This is a genomic window from Bradyrhizobium sp. 14AA (genome assembly GCF_054185205.1).
Genome location: NZ_JAVAYM010000051.1, coordinates 1 through 24,966, shown reverse-complemented (window position 1 = coordinate 24,966; position 24,966 = coordinate 1). Strand labels below are relative to the sequence as shown.

The window sequence follows — 24,966 nt, the reverse complement described above, 5'->3', positions numbered from 1 at the left end:
TGCCCAGATCAATCGCCGCTCTGATAAACTTCGCCATGGACGGCTCCCCTCTTTGTGGCGCTCCGGCGACCACGTTTTGGCACTTGATGCCGTTCAGGTGGGGCCGTCCACAACATCATTGCGAGCGTAGCGAAGCAATCCAGACTCCCTCCACGGATGCATTTCTGGATTGCTTCGCTACGCTCGCAATGACGGGTGTGGCAACACCGTTGCCCCTTCCAGCTTCCTCGGGAAGGCTCTAATCTCCGCCTCATGTCCGCACCTGAAATCAGGCCCACCCTTGAGGCCGACCTACCCGCCATCACCGCCATCTATCAGCAGGCCGTCCGTGAGGGCACCGCGACCTTCGAGCTGGAGCCGCCTGACCTCTCGGAGATAACGCGCCGTTATCGCGCGCTGGTCGATGGCGGCTATCCCTATTTCGTCGCCATGCTCGACGGCCGCGTCGCCGGCTATGCCTATGCCGGCGCCTATCGGCCCCGGCCGGCCTACCGCTTCACGGTCGAGAACTCGATCTATCTCGATCCCTCCTTCCACCGCCGTGGCGTCGGCTCGTTGCTGCTGGAGCGGTTGATCACCGAATGCGAGGCGCGCGGCTTCCGTCAGATGATCGCCGTGATCGGTGATTCCGCCAATGCCGGCTCGATCGGCGTGCACACAAAAGGCGGCTTCAAGATGATAGGCACGCATCCCAATGTCGGGCTGAAATTCGGCCGCTGGCTGGACACGGTGATGATGCAGCGCGACCTCGGCGAGGGCGCGAGCACGGTGCCAACGAAGTAGGTCGATCCCGTAGCCCGGGTGAGCGCAGCGATACCCGGGACCGCCACGAGTGAAGTCCCGGATGTCGCTTCGCTCATCCGGGCTACGAAGCCTCGTCGCATCACTGCTGCCGTAGGGTGGGCAAAGCGAAAGCGTGCCCACCAACTTCAGCGCAATTGCGGAGCGATGGTGGGCACGGCGCGTTGCGCCTTTGCCCACCCTACGGCACCGGTCGTGCCGTCACACCACCGCCAGCTTGCGGTCGATCACCAGCAGCACGCGCTCGAGCTCATGGCCGCGGCGCAGGATCAGGCCGGTCGCCGAGATCACGCTGTACATGCCCTGCTTGCGCGCGAGCCGCGGATCCTTTTCGATGCGATAGATCGGCACTTCCGAGGCGCGGCGATAGACCGAGAACACCGCGCGATCCCGCAGGAAGTCGATGGCATAGTCGCGCCACTCCCCGTCGGCCACCATGCGGCCGTAGAGATTGAGAATACGGTGCAGCTCGAGCCGGTTGAACGTCACCCGGTTCGGCTGCGCGCTCGCAGCGGCGGGGTGCGCCGCCGCGCGCTGCCCGCTCGGCTCGGCATCCTCCGACGTCAGACTCATGGGAAGCGCCTCCTCATCGCACAGCACGATCCGCGCCCGCGAAGACCGTCCCCGGACCGGCGGATCATGACAATTGCATGATTGCGCCAACCGTTCCTCGCCGCAAGGCCTCTCGATGGAACTCTTGCTGGCTCAACCCTTGGAATCAGGAGCGAAGCGGACTACACGCAGGGGTGGAACTCTGTCGCGACGAACCGTCACGGGATCGTGCTCAAGAATCTTAGTCTCGCCGCTTTTCCGCCAAGCGCCTGCCGCCCTGCATTGCGAAAAGACCTGTGTGCGTTGACCCGGTCCTTTCGGTTCCGGATTCCTCAGCCCCCAGCCCCCCGGGGTCGTCAGGATCGGGTCTGTACGCACGGCAAGGAGGGCCAACGCAAGTTGGTCCTTTTTTGTTTGTGTCGGGATGTTTCCGGCGCGACGAGCCTCTCTCCAAACATCGCGCGAGAAACTCTTTCCCCTCATCCTGGAGGAGCGCGCTCTTGCGCGCGTCTCGAAGGATGAAAGGCCGAGCTGCAATCAGCGGGGCCTGCATGGTTCTCGCGGCGATGCGCAGCATCGTGCGCCACGCGCGCTAGCACGCCTCCTCACCACGAGGGTTGAGAGTGTGCTTGAGTCGGAAGATTCGAAGCGCGCTTCAGTGCAGCGACGTGTACGCCGCGCCCAGCATCGCGCCGGGCTTGTCGCGGCTGCCGTCCTGGACATAGACCACCGCGCCGTCGACGCCGTCGCGCGTGAGGTTCTCGATCGGCACGGTCCAGCTTTCCTGATGGCCGTTCCAGTCGCCAACCTTGAGCAGGTTGCGCACCACGTTGTGATAGGTGAGCTGCTGTCCGCGATTCTCGCCGCGGCCGATCGCGATCGGCACGGACTTCGCGATCGAGCAGATCCAGACCTCGCCATGCGAGACCGCGGGTTCCTTGCTCGCGGCCACCGACACGTTGATCTGCTTGCCCGCGACCGACATCGTCACCGGCACGCTCATCACCCCGGTGCCCTTGTCGGTCTTGCCGATTGCGCCCTCGATGCCGGCACGGTCGCTGCCGATGACATGCGCGGAGCCGTTAACGACGACCTGCGGTGTATAGACCTCGCGATCGCCGCGCATGCGCGAATAGGCACGCTGCCGTGCAGAGAACCGCGAATCCGCCAGCGTGTCCTTCCAGCCGAGATAATCCCAATAGTCGATCGGCATGCTCAGCGCGATGATCGAGGGATCGCTGGCGAGATCGCCGATGACCTGGTCGGCGGGCGGGCAGGAGGAGCACCCCTGCGAGGTGAACAGCTCGACCACGGCGCGGGGATCGGCGTGGGCAGGACGAATGACGGCGACGATCGCGCAGATACCGAGGGCCCCCGACCAGAGGGCACCGGACCAGCGCGAAACCAGATGAGAAGCCGTCATTGTTGTCATGTCGAACGCCGCACACCATTGCTCATGGGAAGGGAAATCTTATCGCCTGATGGTCACCGTAGTCTTACGGGGGCGCGACACACCAAACCGTCCAGCGCGGGGTTTTCCGCCGGTCGGGCCCATCTGATGCGTGTCGCAAACGCGCGAAGGCGGCCTTTTGATAGGCCGCCTTCGTTTAACCTTCCACTCACGTCGCAGTGAGCCACCGTTCACAAATTCGCGCTTAGGCCGCGAGCTTGCGCAGCACGTAGTGCAGAATGCCGCCGTTCCGGTAGTAGTCGAGCTCGTCCAGCGTATCGATGCGGCAGAGCAGCGACACACGCTGCAGCGAACCGTCGCCGGAGACGATCTCCGCGGTCAGCTTCTGGCGCGGCTTCAGATCGCCGACGAGGCCGCGCAGCGTGACCTTCTCGTCGCCCTTCAGGCCCAGCGAGGACCAGGAGGTACCGTCCTCGAAGGTCAGCGGCAGTACGCCCATACCGACCAGGTTGGAGCGATGGATACGCTCGAAGCTCTGGCAGATCACGGCGCGCACGCCGAGCAGACGCGTGCCCTTCGCGGCCCAGTCGCGCGAGGAGCCGTTGCCGTATTCGGCACCGGCGAACACCACCAGCGGCACCTGCTCCTGCTGGTACTTCATCGCGGCGTCGTAGATCGACATCTGCTCGCCATCGGGCCAGTGCTTGGTGAGGCCGCCCTCGGGGATGTTGCCGTCCGCACCCTTCAGCATGAAGTTCTTGATGCGGATGTTGGCGAAGGTGCCGCGCATCATCACTTCATGGTTGCCGCGGCGCGTGCCGTACTGGTTGAAGTCGGCCGGACGCACCTGGTGCTCGCTGAGATACTTGCCGGCGGGCGAGGTGAGCTTGATCGAGCCGGCCGGCGAGATGTGGTCGGTGGTGATCTTGTCGCCGAACATGGCGAGGATGCGTGCCTCGATGATGTCGGTGACCGGCTCCGGCTCCTTCTTCATGCCGTCGAAATAGGGCGGGTTCTGCACGTAGGTCGAAGACATGTTCCAGCGATAGGTCTCGCTCTCGACGGTCTTGATCTTGCGCCAGTTGGTGTCGCCCTTGAACACGTCGGCATACTTCTTCTTGAAGATCGACGCGGTCACGAATTTCTTCATGAAGGCGTTGATCTCCTTGGTCGTCGGCCAGATGTCCTTCAGGTACACCGGCTTGCCGTCCTTGCCTTCGCCGAGCGGCTCGACGGCGAGGTTCTTGGTGACGCTGCCGGCGAGCGCGTGGGCGACGACCAGCGGCGGCGAGGCCAGATAGTTCGCCTGCACGTCCGGCGAGACGCGGCCTTCGAAGTTGCGGTTGCCGGACAGCACGGCGGCGGCGACGATGCCGTTGTCGTTGATCGACTTCGAGATCTCCTCCGGCAGCGGACCGGAATTGCCGATGCAGGTGGTGCAGCCGAAGCCGACGAGGTTGAAGCCGACCTTGTCGAGATCGGCCTGCAGGCCGGAATCGGCGAGATAGCCCGCGACCACCTGGCTGCCCGGGGCCAGCGAGGTCTTCACCCATGGCTTGGCCTTGAGGCCCTTCGCGGCGGCGTTACGGGCGAGCAGGCCCGCGCCGATCAGCACGCTCGGGTTGGAGGTGTTGGTGCAGGAGGTGATGGCGGCGATCACGACGTCGCCATGACCGATCTCGAACTTCTTGCCTTCGACGGCAAAGCGCTTCGTCGGCTCCTCGGCCTTCTTGTACTCGGTGCCGAGCGCGAGCGAGAAACCTTCGGCGACCGACGGCAGCGCGATGCGGCCTTCGGGACGCTTCGGACCGGCCATCGAGGGAACGACGTCGGCGAGGTCGAGCGTCAGCGTTTCCGTGAACACCGGATCGGCCGACTTGGCGGTGCGGAACAGCCCTTGCGCCTTCGCGTAAGCCTGCACCAGCGCGACGCGCGCCGGGGCGCGGCCGGAGGTCTTCAAATAATCGATCGCGGCGGCATCGACCGGGAAGAAGCCGCAGGTGGCGCCGTATTCGGGGGCCATGTTGGCAATCGTCGCCTTGTCGGCGACGGAGAGATTGTCGAGGCCGGGGCCGAAGAACTCGACGAACTTGCCGACCACGCCGAGCTTGCGCAGCATCTGCGTCACGGTCAGCACGAGGTCAGTCGCGGTGACGCCTTCCTTCATCGCGCCCTTCAGCTTGAAGCCGACGACGTTGGGCAGCAGCATCGACAGCGGCTGGCCGAGCATGCAGGCTTCCGCCTCGATGCCGCCGACGCCCCAGCCGAGCACGGCGAGACCGTTGACCATGGTGGTGTGCGAGTCGGTGCCGACCAGCGAGTCGGGATAGGCGACCTCGAAGGTGCCGGTCTTCTTGCCGACCGTCATCTTCTCCTTCTTGGTCCAGACCGTCTGGGAGAGATATTCGAGATTGACCTGATGGCAGATGCCGGTGCCGGGCGGCACGACGGAGAAGTTCGAGAACGCCTTCTGGCCCCACTTCAGGAACTCGTAGCGCTCCTGGTTCTGCTTGTATTCCTCGGCGACGTTCTTGCCGAAAGCCTTGTTGTCACCGAAGAAGTTCACGATCACGGAGTGGTCGATGACGAGGTCGACCGGCACCAGCGGATTGATCTTCTCGGCATCGCCGCCGAGCTTCTGCATTGCGTTGCGCATCGCGGCGAGATCGACCACCGCCGGCACGCCGGTGAAATCCTGCATCAGCACGCGGGCCGGACGGAACGCGATCTCATGCTCCAGCGACTTCTTGCGCAGCCACTTCGAGACCGCGACGATGTCCTCTTTCTTGACCGAGCGGCCGTCCTCGTTGCGAAGAAGGTTCTCGAGCAGGACCTTCATCGAATAGGGAAGTTTCGAAATTCCCTTCAGACCATTCTTCTCGGCGGTGGGCAGGCTGTAATAGACATAAGTCTTGGCGCCGACCTTGAGGGTCTTTTTGCATTTGAAGCTGTCGAGCGAGGTCATGAAAGGAAATCCCAATTGTTAGTTATACCCGGCAAGGGGTATTTTAACACCGTCAGCGAATCCGGCTGGGTCGCTTGCAGGGGCAGGTTGAGTTGCTGCATCAAGTAGTTCCGGGCTTATAGAAGCTTTCTAACCGCGCCGCCACAGCCACAATCGTGCCGCAGCAATTCGCGAGCCAAAAATTCCCATGCGCTACCCCAAGTTTTCCTGAGGCCAGGCTTTGAGCGAGTTGATGCGAGGCAAGATGCAGCTGTTCGGACGCGGGGTCACCTGCGTGCGGGGGGGCCGCGAGGTGTTTACCGGGCTCGATTTCGAGGCTGTCTCCGGCGAGGCCGTGGCGGTGGTGGGCCGCAACGGATCGGGCAAAACCTCGCTGCTGCGGCTGATCGCGGGCCTGCTCATTCCGGCAGGCGGGACGATCGCGCTGGATGGGGGCGACGCCGAGCTGACGCTGCCGGAGCAGTGCCACTATCTCGGCCATCGCGATGCCCTGAAGCCGGCGCTCAGCGTGGCGGAAAATCTGGCATTCTGGGCCGATTTTCTGGGCGGCGAGCGCCGTGACGCCACCGAGAGCCTTGCCACCGTCGGGCTCGACCACGCCACCCATCTGCCGGCGGCTTTCCTGTCCGCCGGCCAGCGCCGCCGGCTGTCGCTGGCCAGGCTGCTGACGGTCCGCCGCCCGGTCTGGCTGCTGGACGAGCCGACCACGGCGCTCGACGTGGCGGGACAGGACATGTTCGGCGGCCTGATGTGGGAGCATCTGGCGCGCGGCGGCCTGATCATCGCCGCCACCCACGCCCCGTTGGGGATCGATTCGCGGGAGCTTCGAATCGGGAGCGCGGCATGATTCCGACAGACCCTCAGCTTTTCGAGCGGCGAGGTGCCGGCCTCTCCGTTCCCTCCCCCCTCGTGGGGGAGGGGCAGGGAGGGGGGTGCCACACGGCGCGGCCTCTCGGTTCTAGCATTGGCGAAGCAGGCGCTCTGTTGCTGACGGCTCGCCTTCCAAGTGCATCTCGCCCGGGGCTTCCCCCCTCCCTAGCCCTCCCCCACAAGGGGGGAGGGAACGCACCGCCCTTAGGGCACGATGGGAGCCGCCCATGACCGCCCTGTCCGCCCTCATCCGCCGGGACATAAGGATCGCGCTCCGCGTCGGCGGCGGGGCGCTGATCGGCGTGCTGTTCTTCCTGACCGTGGTGGTGCTGATGCCGTTCGCGGTCGGGCCGGATCTGGCGCTGCTGTCGCGGCTGGGACCGGCGATCCTGTGGCTCGGAGCGTTGCTGGCGAGCCTGCTCACCCTGGACCGACTGTTCATGGCCGACCACGAGGACGGCTCGCTCGACCTGATCACGATGAGCCGGACGCCGCTGGAACTCGCCTGCGCCGCCAAGGCACTGGCGCACTGGCTGGCGGCAGGCCTGCCGCTGATTGTCGCAACCCCCGTGCTCGGCCTCTTGCTCAACCTCGACATGGTCGCAACCGGCGCGGTGGCGTTGACGTTGCTGGCCGGCACACCCGCCCTGACCTTCACTGGCATGATCGGCGCCGCGCTGGCGGTGACGCTGCACCGGGGCGGGCTGTTGATGGCCGTGCTGGTGCTGCCGCTGTCGATCCCGGTGCTGATTTTCGGGGTCGCGGCCTCGCAGGCCGTGATCGTCGGTCCCATGACGTTCGGCGCGCCGTTCTCGATTCTGTGCGCGCTGTCGCTGGTCAGCCTCGTGGTCGGCCCGTTCGCGGCGGCCGCAAGCCTGCGGCATGGACTCGACTGAGATGGACTCGACTGACCTTGACCCCGATCAATTTTCGCAAAGGGCTTTCGTGCTGATTGCCTGAGCGGCCACCGGTGATTATCAGAATACCATGACGCTGATCGACCTCGCTAACCCGACACGGTTCCTCGCGCTGACGGCGCGCCTGTTGCCGTGGCTTGCGGCCGCGACCGTCATCCTGCTGACCGTCGGTCTCTACCAATCGGTCTACGCGCCCGACGACTATCAGCAGGGCGCGACCGTGAAGATCATGTTCATCCACGTGCCCAATGCCTGGCTGTCGATGTTCGTCTGGGGCGTGATGAGCATCGCCTCGCTGGGTACGCTGGTGTGGCGTCATCCGCTCGCCGACGTCGCCGCGAAAGCGGCAGCTCCCATCGGCGCCGCCTTCACCTTCCTCGCGCTGCTGACGGGCTCGCTGTGGGGCCGGCCGATGTGGGGCACCTATTGGGAATGGGACGCGCGGCTGACCTCGGTGCTGATCCTGTTCCTGATGTATCTCGGCCTGATGGCGCTGTGGCGCGCGGTCGACGATCCCTCGCGTGCCGCACGCGCCGCGGCGGTGCTGACGCTGGTCGGCGCGCTCAACCTTCCCATCATCAAGTTCTCCGTCGACTGGTGGAACACGCTGCACCAGCCGGCATCCGTGATGCGCATGGGCGGCTCGGCGCTCGACAAGTCGTTCCTGATTCCGCTGCTGGTGATGGCGATCGCCTTCACGCTGCTGTTCGTCACGTTGCATTTGGCTGCCATGCGCAACGAGATTTTGCGGCGCCGCGTCCGTTCGCTGCAGATGATGCAGGCGAGCCAGAGGGCGGCATGACGATGTCACTTGGTCCTTACGCATCCTTCATCGTGACATCTTACGCGGCAGCCGCCCTCGTCGTCGTCATCCTGATCGGCTGGATCGTGCTCGACTATCGCAGCCAGACGCAGCGCCTGCGCGAGCTCGACCGTAGGGGCATCAGCCGCCGTTCGGGGCGCAGCGCGGTGGACGCATCATGAGCGATCAATCGACCCCCGCGCGGCCGCAGCGTCGCACCTTCCTGATGGTGCTGCCGTTGATCGCCTTCATCGGCCTTGCCCTGCTGTTCTGGTTCAGGCTCGGCAGCGGCGATCCCTCGCGGATTCCCTCCGCGCTGATCGGACGACCGGCGCCGCAGACCGCGCTGCCGCCGCTCGAGGGATTGCAGGCCGACAACGCGCAGGTGCCAGGGCTCGATCCCGCCGCGTTCAAAGGCAAAGTGAGCCTCGTCAACGTCTGGGCGTCATGGTGCGTGCCGTGCCACGACGAGGCGCCGCTTCTGACCGAGCTGGCAAAAGACAAGCGCTTCCAGCTCGTCGGCATCAACTACAAGGATGCCGCCGACAACGCACGGCGCTTCCTCGGCCGCTACGGCAACCCGTTCGGCCGCGTCGGCGTGGATGCCAACGGCCGCGCCTCGATCGAATGGGGTGTCTATGGCGTGCCCGAAACTTTCGTCGTCGGCCGCGAGGGCACCATCGTCTACAAGCTGGTCGGCCCGATCACGCCGGATAATCTTCAGAAGGTGCTAATGCCGCAGATGGAGAAGGCGCTGAAGGCGGCCGGATCTTAGCCAAGCCCGTCATTGCGAGGAGCTCTTGCGACGAAGCAATCCAGAGTCCCTCTGCAGAGGCATTCTGGATTGCTTCGCTTCGCTCGCAATGACGAGCGGAGAGACCCTCACCCCTTCCGCACGTCCCCCGCTTCCGCCTCGCTCGCTTCCAGCGACGCCGGCTCAACACCATAGCGCTTGGTCAGCGGCATCTGGGCGATGGCGAAGATCATCGTGATCGGGGTCACGCCGAACACCTTGAAGTTCACCCAGAAGTCCGTGCTCTGGGTGCGCCAGACGATTTCGTTCAGCACCGCCATGCCCGCGAAGAACAGCGCCCAGCGCAGCGTGAGGATACGCCAGCCCTGCGGGGTCAGATTAAACATCTGGTCGAACATGACGGCGATGAAGGAGCGGCCGAACAGCAGGCCGCCGCCGAGGATCGCGGCGAACAGGCCGTAGATGATGGTCGGCTTGACCTTGATGAAGGTCTCGTCGTGCAGCACCAGCGTCAGCGTGCCGAACACCAGCACGATCACGCCGGTGACGATCGCCATGATCGGGATGTGACGCGTCACCACATAGGAGGCGGCCATCGCCGCGACGATCGCGACCATGAAGGCGCCGGTCGCGGCGAACAGATTGAACTTCGCATTCACGAAGAAGAACACGAGCAGCGGACCGAGCTCGGTCGCAAGCTTGAACAGCGGATGCGGCTGGGTCTTGTCCATTCTCTAGCTTTCGATTCCAGCGATTGCGCGGGCGAAATCGCGCGCGGTGAACGGCGCGAGATCGTCGACGCCTTCGCCGACGCCGATGAAATGCACCGGCAGTTTGAATTTCTCTGCGAGCGCCACCAGAATGCCGCCGCGCGCGGTGCCGTCGAGCTTCGTCATCACGAGGCCGGTGACCCCGGCCGTGCGATGGAAGGCCTCGACCTGCGACAGCGCGTTCTGGCCCACGGTGGCATCCAGCACAAGCAGCACGGCATGCGGCGCAGTGTCATCCACCTTGCGGATCACGCGCACGACCTTTTCGAGCTCGTTCATCAGCTCGGCCTTGTTCTGCAGGCGGCCGGCGGTGTCGACCAGCAGCACGTCGATGGCCTGCTCCTTCGCAGCAGTCAGCGCGTTGAAGGCAAGGCTTGCCGAATCCGAGCCCTGCGCGCCCGCGATAACCGGCGTCTTCGTCCGCTCGCCCCAGACCTTGAGCTGCTCTATGGCGGCGGCGCGAAACGTGTCGCCGGCGGCGAGCATGACCTTGCGGCCTTCGGATGCGAATTTCTGCGAGAGTTTTCCAATCGTCGTGGTCTTGCCGGAGCCGTTGACGCCGACCACGAGAATGACGAACGGCTTCCTGGCCGCATCAACCTCGAGCGGCTTCGCCACCGGCGCCAGCACCTTCTCGACTTCGGTCGCGACGACGTCCTTGACCTCGTCCGCCGAGATCGCCTTGTCGTAGCGGCCCGTGCCAACGGCGTCCGAAATCCGCACCGCGACGGAGGTGCCGAGGTCGGCGCGCAGCAGCACGTCCTCGATGTCGTCGAGCATGGCGCGGTCGAGCTTGCGCTTGGTGACGAGGTCGGCGACCGCGGTCCCGAGCGAGGACGAGGTGCGCTTCAGCCCGTTGGACAGGCGGCGCCACCAGCTCAGCTTGGGGGTCTCGGAGGTATCGTTCATGGTGGCGGTGTGTTAGCCGTTCCCGCTCTTAAACGAAAGTCTTGCAATTGCTCGATGTTCCCGAATTGACCGCCGACGAGATTTTGGCGCGCGTGCTCCATCGCGACGGCTTGATGCTGGTCATCGACAAGCCGGCCGGCCTGCCGGTGCATCGCGGGCCCAAGGGCGGGGCGAACCTCGAAGCGTCCTTCCACGCGCTGTGTTTCGGCCTGCCGCGGCCGCCGGTGCTGGCCCACCGGCTGGACAAGGACACCTCCGGCTGCCTGGTGCTCGGCCGCCATCGGAAAGCGACCGCCTCGCTCGGCCTCCTCTTCAAGCACGGCAAGATCGGCAAGACCTACTGGACCGTGGTCGAGGGCGGCCCTGCCGAGGATGAAGGCACCATCGACATGCCGCTCGGCCGGCTCAACGCCGAACGCGGCTGGTGGCAGAAGCCCGACCCTGAGGGCCAGAAGGCGATCACCAACTGGAAAGTGATGGGCCGAGGTAACGGTTTCACCTGGCTTGCCATGGAACCGGTGACCGGGCGGACCCATCAATTGCGGGTCCATTCGGCTGCGACCGGCTGGCCGATCTTCGGCGACAACATCTACGGCAATGGCCCGCGTTTCGGCGAGCCGAAGCTACACCTGCATTCCCGCGAGATCGTGGTGCCGATCTCCCGGAACAAGGAACCGGTCCGCGTCGTGGCACCGGCCCCGTCCCACATGCACGAAAAACTCCGCGCCTGCGGCTGGAACGGAGAATAGCGGCGGCTTTGCCCGTTTCCGGGGGCATGGTTTACGAAACGTTCAGCGCTCGCCTCTAATGATTGCGGTTGCTTAGAACAAGCTTCCGTAACCGCTCAGGACGAGCAACGCGTCATGCCCCAGGCCGAGCTATCGATCATCGACGAGGTCGAATCCGCGATTCGGCTTGGCTCGGCAGAAAAGGGGCTGGAAACCGCCCGGCGCGTCACCGACCTGTTCCTGTCCTCCGCCGGAAGCTTCAGCGACGAGCAGATCGCACTGTTCGACGACGTGCTCGAGCGCCTGATCGGCACCATTGAGCTGCGCGCGATCGCCGACATGGGCGCGCGCGTGGCGCTGGCCGAGATCAGCGCGCAGCTCGCGCCGATCGCGCAGGCGCCGCCCTCCGTGATCCGCCGCCTCGCCAACAATGACGAGATCCGCATCGCCGGTCCCGTGCTGCAGGAATCCGCGCGCCTCGACGACGGCGAATTGGTGAAGATCGCATCCAGCAAGGGCGAGCCGCACCTGCTCGCGGTCGCCGGCCGCTGGTGGCTGAAGGAGATCGTCACCGACGCGCTGCTGGCACGCCGCTATCCCAGCGTCAGCCGGCGGCTTGCGGCCAATCCAGGCGCGCGCGTTTCCGGCAAGGGATTCGCCGTCATCGTCGGGCAGGCCGAGTCCGACCCCGAACTCGCCGTCAGTGTCGGCGTGCGCGTCGACCTGCCATCGGATCAGCGCCGTCAGTTACTGCGTTCGGCGACGGATGCGGTTCGCGCCCGCCTGTTGTCGCGCGCGCCGCCGCATCTGTTCGAGGAAATCCAGAGCGCGATCGCCGCCGTCACCGTCGGCGTCGAACGCGAGATGTCGGGTGTCCGAGATTTCGAAGGCGCCAAGCGGGCGATTGCAGGCCTCAAGGCGACCGGCCAGCTCAGCGAAGCGACGCTGCTCGGCTTCGCCACACAGCGGCGCTACGAGGAAACCGCGGCGGCGCTGGCAGCGCTGTCCGGATCGACCGTCGAGGTGATTCGCCCGCTGATGCAGAGCCTGCGCGACGACGGCCTGCTGGTGCCGTGCAAGGCGGCGCAGCTCGGCTGGGAAACCACCGCCGCGGTGCTCGAAAGCCGTTTTGCCACCGGCGCGATGAAGCCCGCGGATCTCGCGCGAGCGCAGGGCCACTTTGCGCGCATGACGCCGGAGAATGCGCGGCGGACGCTCAGGTTCTGGCAGGTAAGGGCGTCGTAGGGCGTGCGTTTGGGGCCATGCTGTGCGCCACAGCCCTCCGCTGTCGTCCTGGCGAAAGCCAGGACGATGGGATGAGCAGGCGCCTTAACGGCTAGACCGTCAGCCGCTCGCCATCACTGCCAACAATCCTCAGCGGCACCACACTTCCCACCCGTCCAGCCGCAATCGCCACCGGCAGATAGTGCTCCGTGCGTCCCTGCCCTTCGCTCTCGATCAGCACCTCGCGCGTCGTGCCGATCTCGGCTTGAAGGCGCTTGCGCAACGCCGCTGCGCCGGCCGCACGCAGCCGCTTCGCGCGCGCCTTGATCGCACCGCCCGCGACCTGTGGCATGCGCGCGGCCGGCGTACCCGGCCGCGGGGAATAGGGGAAGACGTGCAGGAAGGTCAGGCCGCAGTCCTCGACGAGATCGAGCGAGCGCGAAAACATCTCGTCCGTCTCGGTCGGGAAACCCGCGATGATGTCGGCGCCGAAGGCGAAGTCCGGACGCAGGCGGCGGACCTGATCGCAGAACGCGATCGCATCGTTCCGCGAGTGCCGCCGCTTCATGCGCTTCAGGATCATGTCGTCGCCGGATTGCAGCGACAGATGCAGATGCGGCATCAGCCGCGAATCGTCGGCGATGGCATCGAGCAGATCGCTGTCGGCCTCGACCGAATCGATCGAGGAGATGCGCAGGCGCTTCAGCTCCGGCACGTGTCGCAAGATCTGCTTCGTCAGCATGCCGAGCTTTGGTGTGCCCGGCAGGTCGGCGCCGTAGCTGGTGAGATCGACGCCGGTCAGCACGATCTCGGCGTGGCCGCGCTCCACCAGCATTCGCACCTGCTCGACCACCGCGCCCATCGGCACCGAGCGAGAATTGCCACGGCCGAACGGGATGATGCAGAAGGTGCAGCGATGGTCGCAGCCGTTCTGCACCTGCACGAACACGCGCGGCAGGCCGGCGGCGAAACCGTCGATCAGATGCGGCGCCATCTCCCGGACCGACATGATGTCGCTGACGGCGATCTTCTCGCTGGCACCAAGATCGAAGGCGTCGCGCGCCTCGCGCCAGGCTTCGCTGCGCATCTTGTCGTCATTGCCGACGACGCGATCGACCTCGGCCATCTCGGCGAACATCGCGCTCTGTGTCTGCGCGGCGCAGCCGGTGACGACGATGCGCGCTTCCGGCCGTTCGCGCTTCAATTTGCGGATCGACTGCCGCGCCTGCGCCACCGCCTCGTTGGTGACGGCGCAGCTGTTGATGACGATGGTGTCGGAAAGGCCCGCGCTTTCGGCCTCACGGCGGATCACCTCGGCCTCGAAGGCGTTGAGGCGGCAGCCGAAGGTGACGATATCGACGGCCATCAGCCGACCGGCGCGAACAGCGCCGGATCGAAGGCGCCCTCATATTCGAAGGTCGCCGTGCCCGTCATCAGCACATGGTCGTCGCGCTCGCGCCATTCGATGCCGAGCTTGCCGCCCGGCAGCGTGATCTCGACATTGCGCTCGGCGCGCTTCAGCCGTGCGGCGGCGACTGCCGTTGCGCAGGCTGCCGAACCGCAGGCCCTGGTAAGACCCGCGCCACGCTCCCAGGTGCGGATCGTGATGTGGTCGCGATCGACGATGTGGGCGAGCGTAATGTTGGCGCGCTCGGGGAAGATCGGATGATTTTCCAGCAGCGGACCGAAACGTCCGAGATCGTAGGCGTTGACGTCGTCGACCCAGAACACCGCATGCGGATTGCCCATGCTCACCACGGAGGGCGAATGCAGGATCGGATTGTCGATCGGGCCGATCTGCAATTCGATGTAGCGCGTGTCGCGAAACTCTTCCGCCAGCGGAATGTCCTGCCAGCCGAACTTCGGCGCGCCCATGTCGACGGTGTAGAGATCGGGCGCCGGGCCCTGCCAGGCATTGAGCAGGCCCGCCGGGGTCTCGAACGTCGCCGTGGTCTGGCCGGTCTTCTCGAAGATGCGCCGCACCACGCAGCGCATGCCGTTGCCGCAGGCGCCGGCTTCGGAGCCGTCATTGTTGTAGATGCTGATGAAGGCTTCGGTGCCGCCGAGCCGCGGCTTCTGCAGCACCATCAGCTGGTCGTAAGGCACGCCGCCCTGCGCGGAGGCCACCGCGCGGGCGTCATCCGGCGTCACCTTTGCCGTGGAATCGCGCATGTCGACAACGACGATCTCGTTGCCGATGCCGTTCATCTTGGCAAATGCGTGGTTGGCCAGCGCGCTCATGAAAATTCCCGAATTTCGCCTGTCTTATATGGCGATCCTTGGCGGCTTGGCCAGCGATTTGCCGCTGATCACCCATGACGCATCTGTCATGGGACGAATTTGGCACTCGCGTGTTAGAACGGCGCAGTTCGCGCGACCCGGGGATGCGCGGCCGGGCGCAAGGACGGATTTAGGCCTTGGGACACAAGGTCTTGATCCGGAAGGTCTTGGGGAGAATAAAATGATCAGGTTTCGTCGTCTCGCTCTGGCCGCGCTGATCCCGGCAGCGGCCATGTCGCTTGGCCTGTCCGAGGTTCTGGCGCAGACACCGAGCCCGGCGCCCGCCGCCTCGGCAAGCCCCTCTTCGACAAACCCCTCTTCGACAAGCCCTGCGCCGGCGCCATCGGCCTCGCCATCCCCTGCCGCGAGCGCCTCGCCCGCACCCGTTACGACGCCGTCGCCGGCGGCCAGTGCCTCCCCCGCACCCGCGGCAACGCCCTCACCTGCAGCCAGCGCCTCACCCAGCCCGGCGGTGCCGCCGCCGGCTGCGGCCGCAACGCCCGCTCCGGTGCAGACCGCCGATCCCTTCGGCCTGGAGACCACGCTCGAACCCAGGAAGGTCGTGATGGTCAAGGGCACTGCCAATTGGGATTCGGCCTTCGACACGCTGATCGACGCCTTCAAGGCGCTGAACACGCTGCTGGACAAGCAGGGCATCAAGCATGCCGGCAATTCGATGATCGTCTACACCTCGACCGACGACACCGGCTTCACCTTCCTCGCCGAGATCCCGGTCGAGCAGGACCCGAAGAATTTGCCCAAGGACATGAGCGTCGGCAAATCGCCGGAGGGCAAGGCGCTGAAATTCGTCCATCGCGGTTCCTACGACAACATGGACAACACCTATGAGGCGATCACCAATCACCTCGACGACAAGAAGCTGGAAGCCAAGGACACCTTCGTCGAGGAGTACCTCACCGATCCCCTGAAGACGGCGGAGGACAAGCTCGTGATCAACGTGTTCGTGCCATTGAAGTGAGAGAGATGAAACAGCCTGCCGTACTCGCCGCCGTCCTTGCCTCCACTTTGCTGAGCGCGCCCGCGCGCGCCGACGATTTTCCGTCTGCCATTACGGTGAGCGGCGAAGCCACCGTGTCGGTAGCGCCTGATCTCGCCCAGATCGATGCCGGCGTCGCCAATGACGCCAAGACGGCGAAGGAAGCTTCCGATGCCAACAACGCCGCGATGGGCAAGGTGCTGCTGGCGCTGAAGGGCGCCGGCATCGCCGAGAACGACTACCAGACCTCGCGGCTGTCGCTGCAGCCGCAATACGGCCAGAACAAATCCACCGGCGCTTCGCCCGTGATCGGCTTTCGCGCCTCCAACCGCGTCACCGTCAAGATTCGCGACGTGACCAAGGTCGCCGGCATCATCGACACACTGGTCGGCGCCGGCGCCAACGACATCGGCAACATCTCGTTCGAAGTCACCCAGGCCTCCAAGCTGCTCGACGGCGCGCGCGAGCAGGCGGTGGCCGACGCCCACCGCAAGGCCGAGATCTACGCCAGGGCCACCGGCGTGACGCTGGGCGCGCCGCTGAGCGTGTCGGAAGGCGGCGCTCCGGTGCCGCTGTTCAAGGCGCGGATGGCGACCGCGCCGATGGCCGCACCCGCTGCGGTGGCGCCGGGCGAGGAAACGCTGTCGGTGACGGTGAATGTGAGCTGGGCGATCAAGCAGGGGCAGTAGCCTCGTTCGTAAGAGGCACGCTACCTCAACACCAACGGTGTCGTCCCTGCGAACGCAGGGACCCATATTGCATGTTCGCTCAATGGGGCGCTGAGACGACGAGTTGTGCTCGCGGCAAGCCTCTCCGTTGATGAGTCGGCCCATCGCCTCGGCTGCATCCAATATGTCGCTGAGCGAGGCGACCAATCATACGTCCGGCGGCAGCGGATAGCATTATTGCCTGATCAGTCATTCGCGCTGATATCCGTAAAAAGGAACCCCGCCGGCGTCCTGGTAAAGACGAAGATGAGCTCGCCGCAGAAGATGAAGTAACTGTCGTTCTTATAATCATCGCGATCGTAGACGGCCTTGCCGCGCTGGATACACGCGCGATTTTTCGCCGTGAACGAGGTCCGATAGGTCTTGGCGCCAAATTGCGCGGCGTCGCGAATTGCGCTGTCGTTCATGAACGGCAATCGTGTCATACCGGCGACGGCGGCGGAATCGTTTGCCTTCAGCGCCGCGCGAAACTTCTCGATGAAGCCATCGAATTCCTTCTGCAAGGCAGGAGAAGCAACGGCATTCTTCGCCTGGGCGACGGCTGGAGCAAGGTTCACGAGAGCGGTTGCGAGCACAATTCTAAGCAAAACTGCCACGGGTCGGCTCCATCCATCGATCAATCAAGGTCTTCCGACCGATCCAAATCCATGGTGTTTTGTTGCGTCGGGGGCTTTCTGGTTCAACGGCGCGGCGCCGCACGAACTTGTCGCCGTAGGAGCAGCGGACATTGCTTTCGTCGCATCAGCCGCCGGGTTTATGGGTAGACGACCTAAATCTCCACCACCTGCCCCGGCCTCATCGCCACGAATCGTTCCTGCGGAATCTTCGCCACGTCCAGCGCCTCGACCAGCGCCTTCGCCGGCGCGTCGATCGCCTCGTCCGTCAGCTGGAACGTGCCGTGATGATGCCCGAGCGCGGCCTCGGCGCCGCAATCTGCCAGCGCCTTCACGGCATCTTCCGGGTTCATGTGCTGGTCGCGCATGAACCAGCGCGGCTCGTAGGCGCCAATGGGCAGGATCGCGAGGCGCAGCTGCCCATGCTTCTCGGCGACGCGGCGAAAGTGCGTGCCATCGCCATAGCCGGAATCGCAGACGACGTAGATTTTCCCCGCCGGCGTCTCCAGCACAAAGCTCGCCCACAGCGCCTTGTTGCGGTCGAACATGCCGCGCGCGGTCCAGTGCCGGGTCGGCACCAGATGCACGGCGATGCCGCCGCCGAGATCGACACGGTCGTGCCAGTCGAAGGCTTCCACCTTGATGGTGGAATCGGAACTGCGCATCGTCACGTCATTGCCGAGCGGGGTGACCACGCGCGGGGCAAAATTCTTGGCGAGCCGCGACAGCGTCGCGATGTCCAGATGGTCGTAGTGACCGTGCGAGACCAGCACGATGTCGATCTTCGGCAGCTTCTCGAAGGCGATGCCGGGATCGTTGTGCCGCTTCGGGCCGGCGAAGCTGACGGGCGAAACCCGCGAGGACCAGACGGGGTCGACCAGGATGTTGAGGCCGCCGGCCTGGATCAGCCAGCTGGCATGCCCGACGAAGGAGAGCCGCACCTTGCCCCCGTCGACCCGCTCGGGCGGGGTATCGGCGTGGGGGCTGGGGGCCCAATCCGGCCAGGCCGCGCGCTGCCGCTTGCCGCTGAACTGCCAGCGCAGCACCTCACGCAGCGATTTTGGCGGCGCGCCGTCGGGATCGAAGAAGTTCAGGCCATTGAAATGATCGGAGGCGGGTCCATCGTAGGTCTTCATGCGGGACATCCAGAGGGAGGGCACGCCGACCAGCGCGCCGGCTCCGGCAAGCAGTCCGAAAAGGCGGCGGCGGGTGATCGGCACGGGGCGGCTTCAGGGATGGTCGGGGTGGTAGGACATCACCGTCTATATGGGCGGGTCCCAGCGAAAAGGAACCCAGCGCCAAAATAGTCCTGTTTTCAGGACCTTGCCCTGGCAAAGCCGCCCCGGCACCCTAACTTTCCTTGACTTTTGGGCGGGAGCGGCGTTTAACCCCGCCACTTTCTCGGAAAGGCTTTCTTTTCGACCCGCCGACTGGCCCTCGAGGCCAGAGGTCAACGCCCGACAGCGCTGTGCGCCCTCGGGCGTAAAGGTGTTTGGAAGATCGCCATTCTGGCGAGCAGGACAAGGGACAACGGCATTGTTCGACAATCTGTCGGAACGGCTTGGTGGCATTCTCGATCGTCTGACGGGGCGCGGCGCGCTGACCGAAAAGGACGTCGATGCCGCGATGCGCGAGGTGCGCCGCGCGCTGCTGGAAGCCGACGTCGCGTTGGAGGTGGTCCGCAGCTTCACCGAGCGCGTGCGCGAGCAGGCGATCGGCGCCACCGTCGTCAAGTCGGTCACACCCGGCCAGATGGTGGTCAAGATCGTCCATGACGAGCTGATCAACACGCTCGGCGCCGAAAGCCAGACCATCGACGTCAATTCCGTGCCGCCGGTGCCGATCATGATGGTCGGTCTGCAGGGCTCGGGCAAGACGACCACCACCGCAAAGCTCGCCCGCCGGCTGGTCCAGCGCGACAAGCGCAAGGTGCTGATGGCCTCGCTCGACGTCTACCGTCCGGCGGCGATGGAGCAGCTGGCCGTGCTCGGCCGCGACCTCGATATTCCGACCCTGCCGATCGTGGCGGGGCAGCAGCCGCCGCAGATTGCGAAACGCGCGCTGGAAGCCGGCAAGCTCGGCGGCTACGACATCGTGCTGCTCGACACCGCCGGCCGCACCACGCTCGACGAAGAGATGATGGCGGAAGCAGCCGCGATCAAAGCGGCCGCGAACCCGCATGAAGTGCTGCTGGTCGCCGACAGCCTCACCGGCCAGGACGCCGTGAATCTCGCGCGCGCCTTCGATCAGCGCGTCGGCCTCACCGGCATCGTGCTGACACGTGTGGACGGCGACGGCCGCGGCGGCGCCGCGCTGTCGATGCGCGCGGTCACCGGCAAGCCGATCAAGCTGATCGGCACCGGTGAAAAGACCGACGCGCTGGAGGATTTCCATCCCGACCGTATCGCCGGCCGCATCCTCGGCATGGGCGACGTGGTGTCGCTGGTCGAACGCGCCGCCGCCAATATCGACGCCGAGAAGGCCGCGCGCACCGCCGAGCGCATGCGCAAGGGTCAGTTCGACCTCAACGACATGCGCGAGCAGCTGCTGCAGATGGCGAACATGGGCGGCATCAGCGGGCTGATGGGCATGATGCCCGGCATCGCCAAGATGAAGAACCAGATCGCGGCCGCAGGCATCGACGACAAGATTCTGAAGCGCCAGGTCGCGGTGATCGATTCCATGACGCGCGACGAGCGCCGTCATCCCGATTTGCTCAAGGCCAGCCGCAAGAAGCGCATCGCCGCCGGCTCGGGCCAGAGCGTCGAGCAGGTCAACAAGCTCTTGAAGATGCACCGGAACATGGCCGACGTGATGAAGGCCATGGGCTCGGGCAAGCGCGGCCCGCTCGCCGGCATCGCGCAGGCCATGGGCTTTGGCGGCGGCATGAAGCCGCCCTCGCCGGAAGAGATGAAGGCGCTTCAGGAAAAGATGCAGAGCGGCGGCGGCCAGGGCCTGCCCAGCCTGCCCAAGGATTTGCCGGCCGGTCTGCGCACCGGCCTGCCCAACGTTCCCGGACTGACGGGGCTGAGCGGCAAACCGATGCTGCCGGGCCTCGGCGGTTTCCCGGGCAAGAAGAAATGAGGAATTCGTCGCACGGGATCGCATCGGTCTCGCGCAACGCGGAATACCAATCACCCGAACAAAACGTACTTTGAAGGAGAACTCTATGTCCGTCGTTATCCGTCTCGCCCGCGCAGGCACCAAGAAGCGTCCCGTCTATCACGTCGTCGTCGCCGACTCGCGCTTCCCGCGCGATGGCCGCTTCATCGAGCGTCTCGGCTACTTCAACCCGCTGCTGCCGAAGGACAACGAGACCCGCCTGAAGCTCGACATGGACAAGGTGAAGGCCTGGCTCGCCAAGGGCGCGCAGCCGTCGGACCGCGTATCCCGCTTCCTCGATGCCGCCGGCGTCAAGAAGCGCGAAGCGCGCAACAACCCCGAGAAGGCCGTGCCGCGCAAGGAGCGCAAGGCGCAGGCCGAAGCCGCCGCGAAGGGCTAAGGCTAGATCATGTCGGCGCTGGTCTGCGTCGCGCGGATCGGCGCCGCGCATGGTGTGCGCGGTGCGGTCAAACTGTGGACCTTCACCGAAGATCCCTTTGCCGTTAAGCGCTACGGTCCGCTGCTGTCCAAGGACGGCAAGCGCCAGTTCGAGGTCGCAACGGCGCGCGAGGCAAAAGATCATCTGGTCGCGACGTTCAAGGGCGTCACGACCCGCGATGAGGCCGAGCGTCTCAACGGCATCGAGCTCTACGTCGCGCGCGAAAAACTGCCCGCGACGGATGAGGACGAATATTACCACACCGACCTGATCGGGCTCGCCGCCGTCACTACCGACGGCGACGCGCTCGGCCGCGTGCTCGCGATCCATAATTTCGGCGCCGGCGACATCATCGAGATCGCGCCGCTCAAGGGCACGACGATGATGCTGCCGTTCTCGAATGCGGTGGTGCCCGAGGTCGATATCGCCGGCGGCCGCGTCGTGATCGCGCTGCCGCAGGAGATCGAGGGGGAGGATAGTGGCGAGGCTCCCTCCGCGAGTCGTCCCGGCGAAAGCCGGGACCCATAACCACAGGCCACCATTTTTAGCTAAGCTGATCGCTCCAGCCGTCGCAAAACTGGCTGCGGTGGTTATGGGTCCCGGCCTCCGCCGGGACGACAGCAACTGAGATCGAATGACCAACCCCACCCCCTGGCGCGCGACGGTGCTGACGCTGTTTCCGGAGATGTTTCCGGGGCCGCTCGGCGTGAGCCTGGCCGGGCGGGCGCTGGCGTCCGGGCTCTGGGAGATCGAGGCCCGGGACATAAGGGCGTCCGCCACTGACCGCCATCGCAGCGTCGACGACACCCCGGCCGGCGGCGGCCCGGGAATGGTGCTGCGGGCGGATGTCCTGGCGGCGGCGATCGATGCTGCGGGCTCGAGCCCGGAGCGACCGCGCCTGCTGATGAGCCCACGGGGTCGGCCATTGACCCAGGCTCGCGTCGCCGAGCTCGCCAAGGGCCCCGGTCCGCTGATCGTCTGCGGGCGGTTCGAGGGGATCGACCAGCGGGTGATCGACGGGCGGGGCCTGGAGGAGGTCTCGATCGGCGATTACGTGCTCTCGGGCGGCGAAATCGCGGCTTTGGCCCTGATCGACGCCTGCGTCCGGCTGCTGCCGGGCGTGATGGGCAAGGAAGCCTCGGGAACCGAGGAGAGCTTTTCGGACGGCCTGCTCGAATACCCCCAATACACCCGGCCGCAGCTGTTCGAGGGGGTTCCGATCCCTGATATCCTGACCTCCGGCGACCACGCCAAGGTTGCAGGCTGGCGGCGGGCGCAATCCGAGGTCCTGACGGCGGCCCGGCGGCCGGATTTATGGGCCCAAATCCCCCCCAAGCCCCCGAATCGGGCCGGACGCCAAAAAACGCCAAAAAACAAGACAGACGGGTGACAAACGCTCCGGCTTGCCTTATAGGAGCGGCCACATCCGCAATAGCTGGATCGACGAATTTCGCGCAGCCCCCGATCTGCGGCCGGGCGCGCCGATGGAGATTTACCCATGAACCTGATCCAACAGCTCGAAAAAGAGCAGTTCGACAAGCTCTCCGCCACCAAGGAGATTCCGGAATTCGGTCCCGGCGACACCGTGATCGTCAACGTGAAGGTCGTCGAAGGCGACCGCACCCGCGTGCAGGCCTATGAAGGCGTCTGCATCGGCCGTACCGGCGGTGGCCTCAACGAGAGCTTCACCGTGCGCAAGATTTCGTACGGCGAGGGTGTCGAGCGTGTGTTCCCGGTGATGTCGCCGATGATCGACTCGATCAAGGTGGTGCGCCGCGGCAAGGTGCGTCGCGCCAAGCTCTATTATCTCCGCAACCTTCGCGGCAAGTCGGCCCGCATCGTCGAGAAGCAGGACCGCGCTGCTGCCGCCAACGAGTAATCTCGGGCGACCAGGCAAGTTTCTCGAAAGCGCGGGGCGAAACCCCGCGCTTTTTTGTTGCGTCAGCCGTGCGCGTCAAAGCGCTCGCGATTCCAATTCGGCCTGCTATATATTCTTGGAATGTTTCCAGATCTGACCAGCTTTGGACCCGTCAAGCGCGTCGTCATCGACGATCGCTCGCGGCTGCCTGGCCGGTTCTTCGGACGCTTCGCGACCTCGGCAACGTCAGAGCTTACGCGCGCAGCCTAAAAGCTGCGCTGACGATTTTGTTGCCCCGCGCGTGACCGCGCTTACCGCTTCACACATTCATTCGGAGCTGACGCTCATGTCCAAGCCCACCACCCTGTACGACAAGATCTGGAACGACCATCTGGTGCACGAAGCCGAGGACGGCACCTGCCTGCTCTATATCGATCGTCACCTGGTGCACGAGGTGACCTCGCCGCAGGCGTTCGAAGGCCTGCGCGCGACGGGACGCAAGGTGCACGCGCCTGAAAAGACGCTCGCCGTCGTCGACCACAACGTGCCGACCACCGATCGCACCAAGCCGAATCCCGACCCCGAGAGCATCGAGCAGATCAAGGCGCTGGCCGAGAACGCCAAGGAATTCGGCATCGAATATTACAACGAGTTCGACAAGCGCCAGGGCGTCGTCCACGTCATCGGCCCCGAGCAGGGCTTCACCCTGCCCGGCACCACCATCGTCTGCGGTGACAGCCACACCTCGACGCATGGCGCGTTCGGCGCACTCGCGCACGGCATCGGCACCTCCGAGGTCGAGCATGTGCTGGCGACGCAGACGCTGATCCAGAAGAAGGCGAAGAACATGCGCGTCACTGTCGACGGCAAATTGCCTGATGGCGTGACCGGCAAGGACATCATCCTGGCCATCATCGGCGAGATCGGCACCGCGGGCGGCACCGGCTACGTGCTGGAATATGCCGGCGATGCGATCAGCGCGCTCAGCATGGAAGGCCGCATGACGGTCTGCAACATGTCGATCGAAGGCGGCGCGCGCGCCGGCCTCGTCGCGCCCGACCAGAAGGCGTTCGACTTCCTGCGCGGCCGTCCGAAGGCGCCGAAGGGCGCGGACTGGGATGCGGCCATGCGCTACTGGGAGAAGCTGCGCTCCGACGAAGGCGCGCATTTCGACCACGAGCTGCGCCTCGATGCCGCCAAGCTGCCGCCGATCGTGACCTGGGGCACCAGCCCTGAGGACGTGATCTCGGTGACCGGCATCGTGCCCGATCCCGACAAGATCGCGGACGAGGCCAAGCGTCTCTCCAAGCATCGCGCACTGAAATACATGGGCCTCACCGCTGGGACGAAGATCACCGACATCAAGCTCGATCGCATCTTCATCGGCTCCTGCACCAACGGCCGGATCGAGGATCTGCGCGCGGCGGCGAAGATCGCGGAAGGCAAGACCGTCTCGGCGCATGTTAACGCCATGGTCGTGCCGGGCTCCGGCCTCGTGAAGGAGCAGGCCGAGGCTGAGGGTCTGGACAAGATCTTCATCAAGGCCGGCTTCGAATGGCGCGAGCCCGGTTGCTCGATGTGCCTCGCGATGAATCCGGACAAGCTGGCCCCGGAAGAGCGCTGCGCCTCGACCTCGAACCGCAATTTCGAGGGCCGCCAGGGTTTTAAAGGCCGCACCCACCTCGTCTCGCCGGCGATGGCCGCTGCCGCCGCGATCGCGGGTCACTTCGTCGACGTCAGGGACTGGCGGTAAGCCGGTTCCTGCAATTGTAGCGATCACGGCAAACCGCCGTTAATCGGCGGCGCCGACAGTGTCCTCGCGACGGTTCGCGAGGACACGCCTCATGGCCAACAAGCCTGAATATGTCGACCTGATCAGTGAGGCGACGCGCCAGCACCGCCGGCGCGCGCCACGCTTGCGCATCGTCGCCAAGCCGGAGGTCGAGGAGACCTCGAAGCTCAGCCGCTGGCCGCCCGCGATGTTCAAGCAGTGGAAGCTCGAGAACCTGACGCGCTGGAAGTCGTCGTCGTGGAAGCTGAAGGATTGGCTTTAGCAAATCTCTCCGTCATGGCCGGGCTTGTCCCGGCCATCCACGGTCTTAAGCGCGCCAGGAAAGCACGTGGATGCCCGGGACAAGCCCACGGCTGTCCGGTTCAAAATTATTGGACAGAGCGCATGGCGTTGATTCTACTCGATCCTGGACGTCTGCAAGCGTTCCGGGACACGAATGGAGATCAGCGCCAT

The 24,966-nt window shown here is 65.2% G+C and carries 27 protein-coding genes; 18 read left to right on the top strand and 9 right to left on the bottom strand.

Features of this window, described 5'->3' with window-relative positions; translation table 11 throughout:
- Positions 1–252: 252 nt before the first annotated feature.
- Positions 253–783 carry an N-acetyltransferase family protein gene (locus tag RAD15_RS42435; RefSeq protein WP_458184623.1) on the top strand — a complete coding sequence of 177 codons (531 nt, stop codon included), beginning with the start codon at positions 253–255 and terminating at the stop codon, positions 781–783.
- A 219-nt stretch (positions 784–1,002) separates the two neighbouring features.
- Here the strand turns inward: RAD15_RS42435 and RAD15_RS42430 are convergent, their stop codons facing one another.
- The 3 genes from RAD15_RS42430 to acnA form a co-directional block, all read right to left on the bottom strand.
- Complete coding sequence (locus RAD15_RS42430) at positions 1,003–1,374, bottom strand: DUF2794 domain-containing protein (protein ID WP_458184622.1); 372 nt, start codon at positions 1,372–1,374, stop codon at positions 1,003–1,005.
- A 634-nt stretch (positions 1,375–2,008) separates the two neighbouring features.
- A complete protein-coding gene (locus tag RAD15_RS42425; RefSeq protein WP_458184621.1) occupies positions 2,009–2,785 on the bottom strand; it encodes a DUF1223 domain-containing protein in 777 nt (258 codons plus the stop codon).
- A gap of 223 nt (positions 2,786–3,008) precedes the next feature.
- A complete protein-coding gene (gene acnA / locus RAD15_RS42420; RefSeq protein ID WP_458184620.1) occupies positions 3,009–5,729 on the bottom strand; it encodes an aconitate hydratase AcnA in 2,721 nt (906 codons plus the stop codon).
- 244 nt (positions 5,730–5,973) lie between these two features.
- Between acnA and ccmA the strand changes: the two genes are divergently transcribed.
- The 5 genes from ccmA (at position 5,974) to RAD15_RS42395 (ending at position 9,093) form a co-directional block, all read left to right on the top strand.
- Entirely contained in the window at positions 5,974–6,576 is a 603-nt protein-coding gene (gene ccmA / locus RAD15_RS42415) for a heme ABC exporter ATP-binding protein CcmA (RefSeq protein ID WP_458184619.1), read from the top strand.
- Between the two features lie 250 nt (positions 6,577–6,826).
- On the top strand, positions 6,827–7,495 hold the full coding sequence (gene ccmB / locus RAD15_RS42410; RefSeq protein ID WP_061880182.1) for a heme exporter protein CcmB: 669 nt from the start codon (positions 6,827–6,829) through the stop codon (positions 7,493–7,495).
- Between the two features lie 91 nt (positions 7,496–7,586).
- Positions 7,587–8,318, top strand: a complete 732-nt coding sequence (locus RAD15_RS42405) for a heme ABC transporter permease (protein WP_458184618.1) — start codon at positions 7,587–7,589, stop codon at positions 8,316–8,318.
- The gene (gene ccmD / locus RAD15_RS42400) at positions 8,315–8,500 is read left to right on the top strand and encodes a heme exporter protein CcmD (protein WP_458184617.1); all 186 of its coding nucleotides are present in this window, start codon (positions 8,315–8,317) and stop codon (positions 8,498–8,500) included. The genes RAD15_RS42405 and ccmD overlap by 4 nt, the downstream gene beginning before the upstream one ends.
- Complete coding sequence (locus RAD15_RS42395) at positions 8,497–9,093, top strand: DsbE family thiol:disulfide interchange protein (RefSeq protein WP_458184616.1); 597 nt, start codon at positions 8,497–8,499, stop codon at positions 9,091–9,093. The genes ccmD and RAD15_RS42395 overlap by 4 nt, the downstream gene beginning before the upstream one ends.
- A gap of 107 nt (positions 9,094–9,200) precedes the next feature.
- On the opposite strand, the gene RAD15_RS42390 is transcribed toward RAD15_RS42395, so the two are convergent.
- Both RAD15_RS42390 and ftsY read right to left on the bottom strand, forming a co-directional pair.
- Entirely contained in the window at positions 9,201–9,803 is a 603-nt protein-coding gene (locus RAD15_RS42390; RefSeq protein WP_458184615.1) for a septation protein A, read from the bottom strand.
- Between the two features lie 3 nt (positions 9,804–9,806).
- On the bottom strand, positions 9,807–10,751 hold the full coding sequence (ftsY, locus tag RAD15_RS42385) for a signal recognition particle-docking protein FtsY (protein ID WP_458184614.1): 945 nt from the start codon (positions 10,749–10,751) through the stop codon (positions 9,807–9,809).
- 47 nt (positions 10,752–10,798) lie between these two features.
- On the opposite strand from ftsY, the gene RAD15_RS42380 reads away from it, so the two are divergent.
- Positions 10,799–11,500 (top strand): RluA family pseudouridine synthase, encoded by a 702-nt coding sequence (locus tag RAD15_RS42380; RefSeq protein WP_458184613.1) that lies wholly within the window; start codon positions 10,799–10,801, stop codon positions 11,498–11,500.
- Positions 11,501–11,614: 114 nt separating this feature from the next.
- The gene (locus RAD15_RS42375) at positions 11,615–12,724 is read left to right on the top strand and encodes a DUF2336 domain-containing protein (RefSeq protein WP_458184612.1); all 1,110 of its coding nucleotides are present in this window, start codon (positions 11,615–11,617) and stop codon (positions 12,722–12,724) included.
- A 91-nt stretch (positions 12,725–12,815) separates the two neighbouring features.
- Here the strand turns inward: RAD15_RS42375 and mtaB are convergent, their stop codons facing one another.
- On the bottom strand, positions 12,816–14,069 hold the full coding sequence (mtaB, locus tag RAD15_RS42370; protein WP_458184611.1) for a tRNA (N(6)-L-threonylcarbamoyladenosine(37)-C(2))-methylthiotransferase MtaB: 1,254 nt from the start codon (positions 14,067–14,069) through the stop codon (positions 12,816–12,818).
- Positions 14,069–14,944, bottom strand: a complete 876-nt coding sequence (gene dapF, locus RAD15_RS42365; RefSeq protein WP_458184610.1) for a diaminopimelate epimerase — start codon at positions 14,942–14,944, stop codon at positions 14,069–14,071. Before dapF ends, mtaB begins: the two co-directional genes overlap by 1 nt.
- A 220-nt stretch (positions 14,945–15,164) precedes the next feature.
- On the opposite strand from dapF, the gene RAD15_RS42360 reads away from it, so the two are divergent.
- Together RAD15_RS42360 and RAD15_RS42355 are read left to right on the top strand one after the other, a co-directional pair.
- Complete coding sequence (locus tag RAD15_RS42360) at positions 15,165–15,962, top strand: GyrI-like domain-containing protein (RefSeq protein ID WP_458184609.1); 798 nt, start codon at positions 15,165–15,167, stop codon at positions 15,960–15,962.
- Between the two features lie 5 nt (positions 15,963–15,967).
- A complete protein-coding gene (locus RAD15_RS42355) occupies positions 15,968–16,669 on the top strand; it encodes an SIMPL domain-containing protein (protein ID WP_458184608.1) in 702 nt (233 codons plus the stop codon).
- A gap of 224 nt (positions 16,670–16,893) precedes the next feature.
- Here RAD15_RS42355 and RAD15_RS42350 read toward each other — a convergent pair whose 3' ends face one another.
- Positions 16,894–17,304, bottom strand: coding sequence for a hypothetical protein (locus tag RAD15_RS42350; RefSeq protein ID WP_458184607.1), 411 nt, complete (start codon positions 17,302–17,304; stop codon positions 16,894–16,896).
- Between the two features lie 173 nt (positions 17,305–17,477).
- Positions 17,478–18,542, bottom strand: coding sequence for an MBL fold metallo-hydrolase (locus tag RAD15_RS42345; RefSeq protein WP_458184606.1), 1,065 nt, complete (start codon positions 18,540–18,542; stop codon positions 17,478–17,480).
- 316 nt (positions 18,543–18,858) lie between these two features.
- On the opposite strand from RAD15_RS42345, the gene ffh reads away from it, so the two are divergent.
- The 8 genes from ffh to RAD15_RS42305 form a co-directional block, all read left to right on the top strand.
- Complete coding sequence (gene ffh / locus RAD15_RS42340; protein WP_458184605.1) at positions 18,859–20,406, top strand: signal recognition particle protein; 1,548 nt, start codon at positions 18,859–18,861, stop codon at positions 20,404–20,406.
- Between the two features lie 85 nt (positions 20,407–20,491).
- Entirely contained in the window at positions 20,492–20,824 is a 333-nt protein-coding gene (gene rpsP / locus RAD15_RS42335) for a 30S ribosomal protein S16 (protein ID WP_014438992.1), read from the top strand.
- A 9-nt stretch (positions 20,825–20,833) separates the two neighbouring features.
- A complete protein-coding gene (gene rimM / locus RAD15_RS42330) occupies positions 20,834–21,391 on the top strand; it encodes a ribosome maturation factor RimM (RefSeq protein ID WP_458184604.1) in 558 nt (185 codons plus the stop codon).
- A 106-nt stretch (positions 21,392–21,497) separates the two neighbouring features.
- The gene (gene trmD, locus RAD15_RS42325) at positions 21,498–22,253 is read left to right on the top strand and encodes a tRNA (guanosine(37)-N1)-methyltransferase TrmD (RefSeq protein WP_458184603.1); all 756 of its coding nucleotides are present in this window, start codon (positions 21,498–21,500) and stop codon (positions 22,251–22,253) included.
- A gap of 108 nt (positions 22,254–22,361) precedes the next feature.
- On the top strand, positions 22,362–22,742 hold the full coding sequence (rplS, locus tag RAD15_RS42320) for a 50S ribosomal protein L19 (RefSeq protein WP_458184602.1): 381 nt from the start codon (positions 22,362–22,364) through the stop codon (positions 22,740–22,742).
- Positions 22,743–23,067: 325 nt separating this feature from the next.
- Positions 23,068–24,474 (top strand): 3-isopropylmalate dehydratase large subunit, encoded by a 1,407-nt coding sequence (gene leuC / locus RAD15_RS42315; RefSeq protein ID WP_458184601.1) that lies wholly within the window; start codon positions 23,068–23,070, stop codon positions 24,472–24,474.
- 91 nt (positions 24,475–24,565) lie between these two features.
- The gene (locus tag RAD15_RS42310; RefSeq protein WP_458184600.1) at positions 24,566–24,775 is read left to right on the top strand and encodes a hypothetical protein; all 210 of its coding nucleotides are present in this window, start codon (positions 24,566–24,568) and stop codon (positions 24,773–24,775) included.
- Positions 24,751–24,966, top strand: a 216-nt coding sequence (locus RAD15_RS42305) for a hypothetical protein (protein ID WP_458184599.1), incomplete at its 3' end; no start/stop codon positions are given. The genes RAD15_RS42310 and RAD15_RS42305, both read left to right, overlap by 25 nt.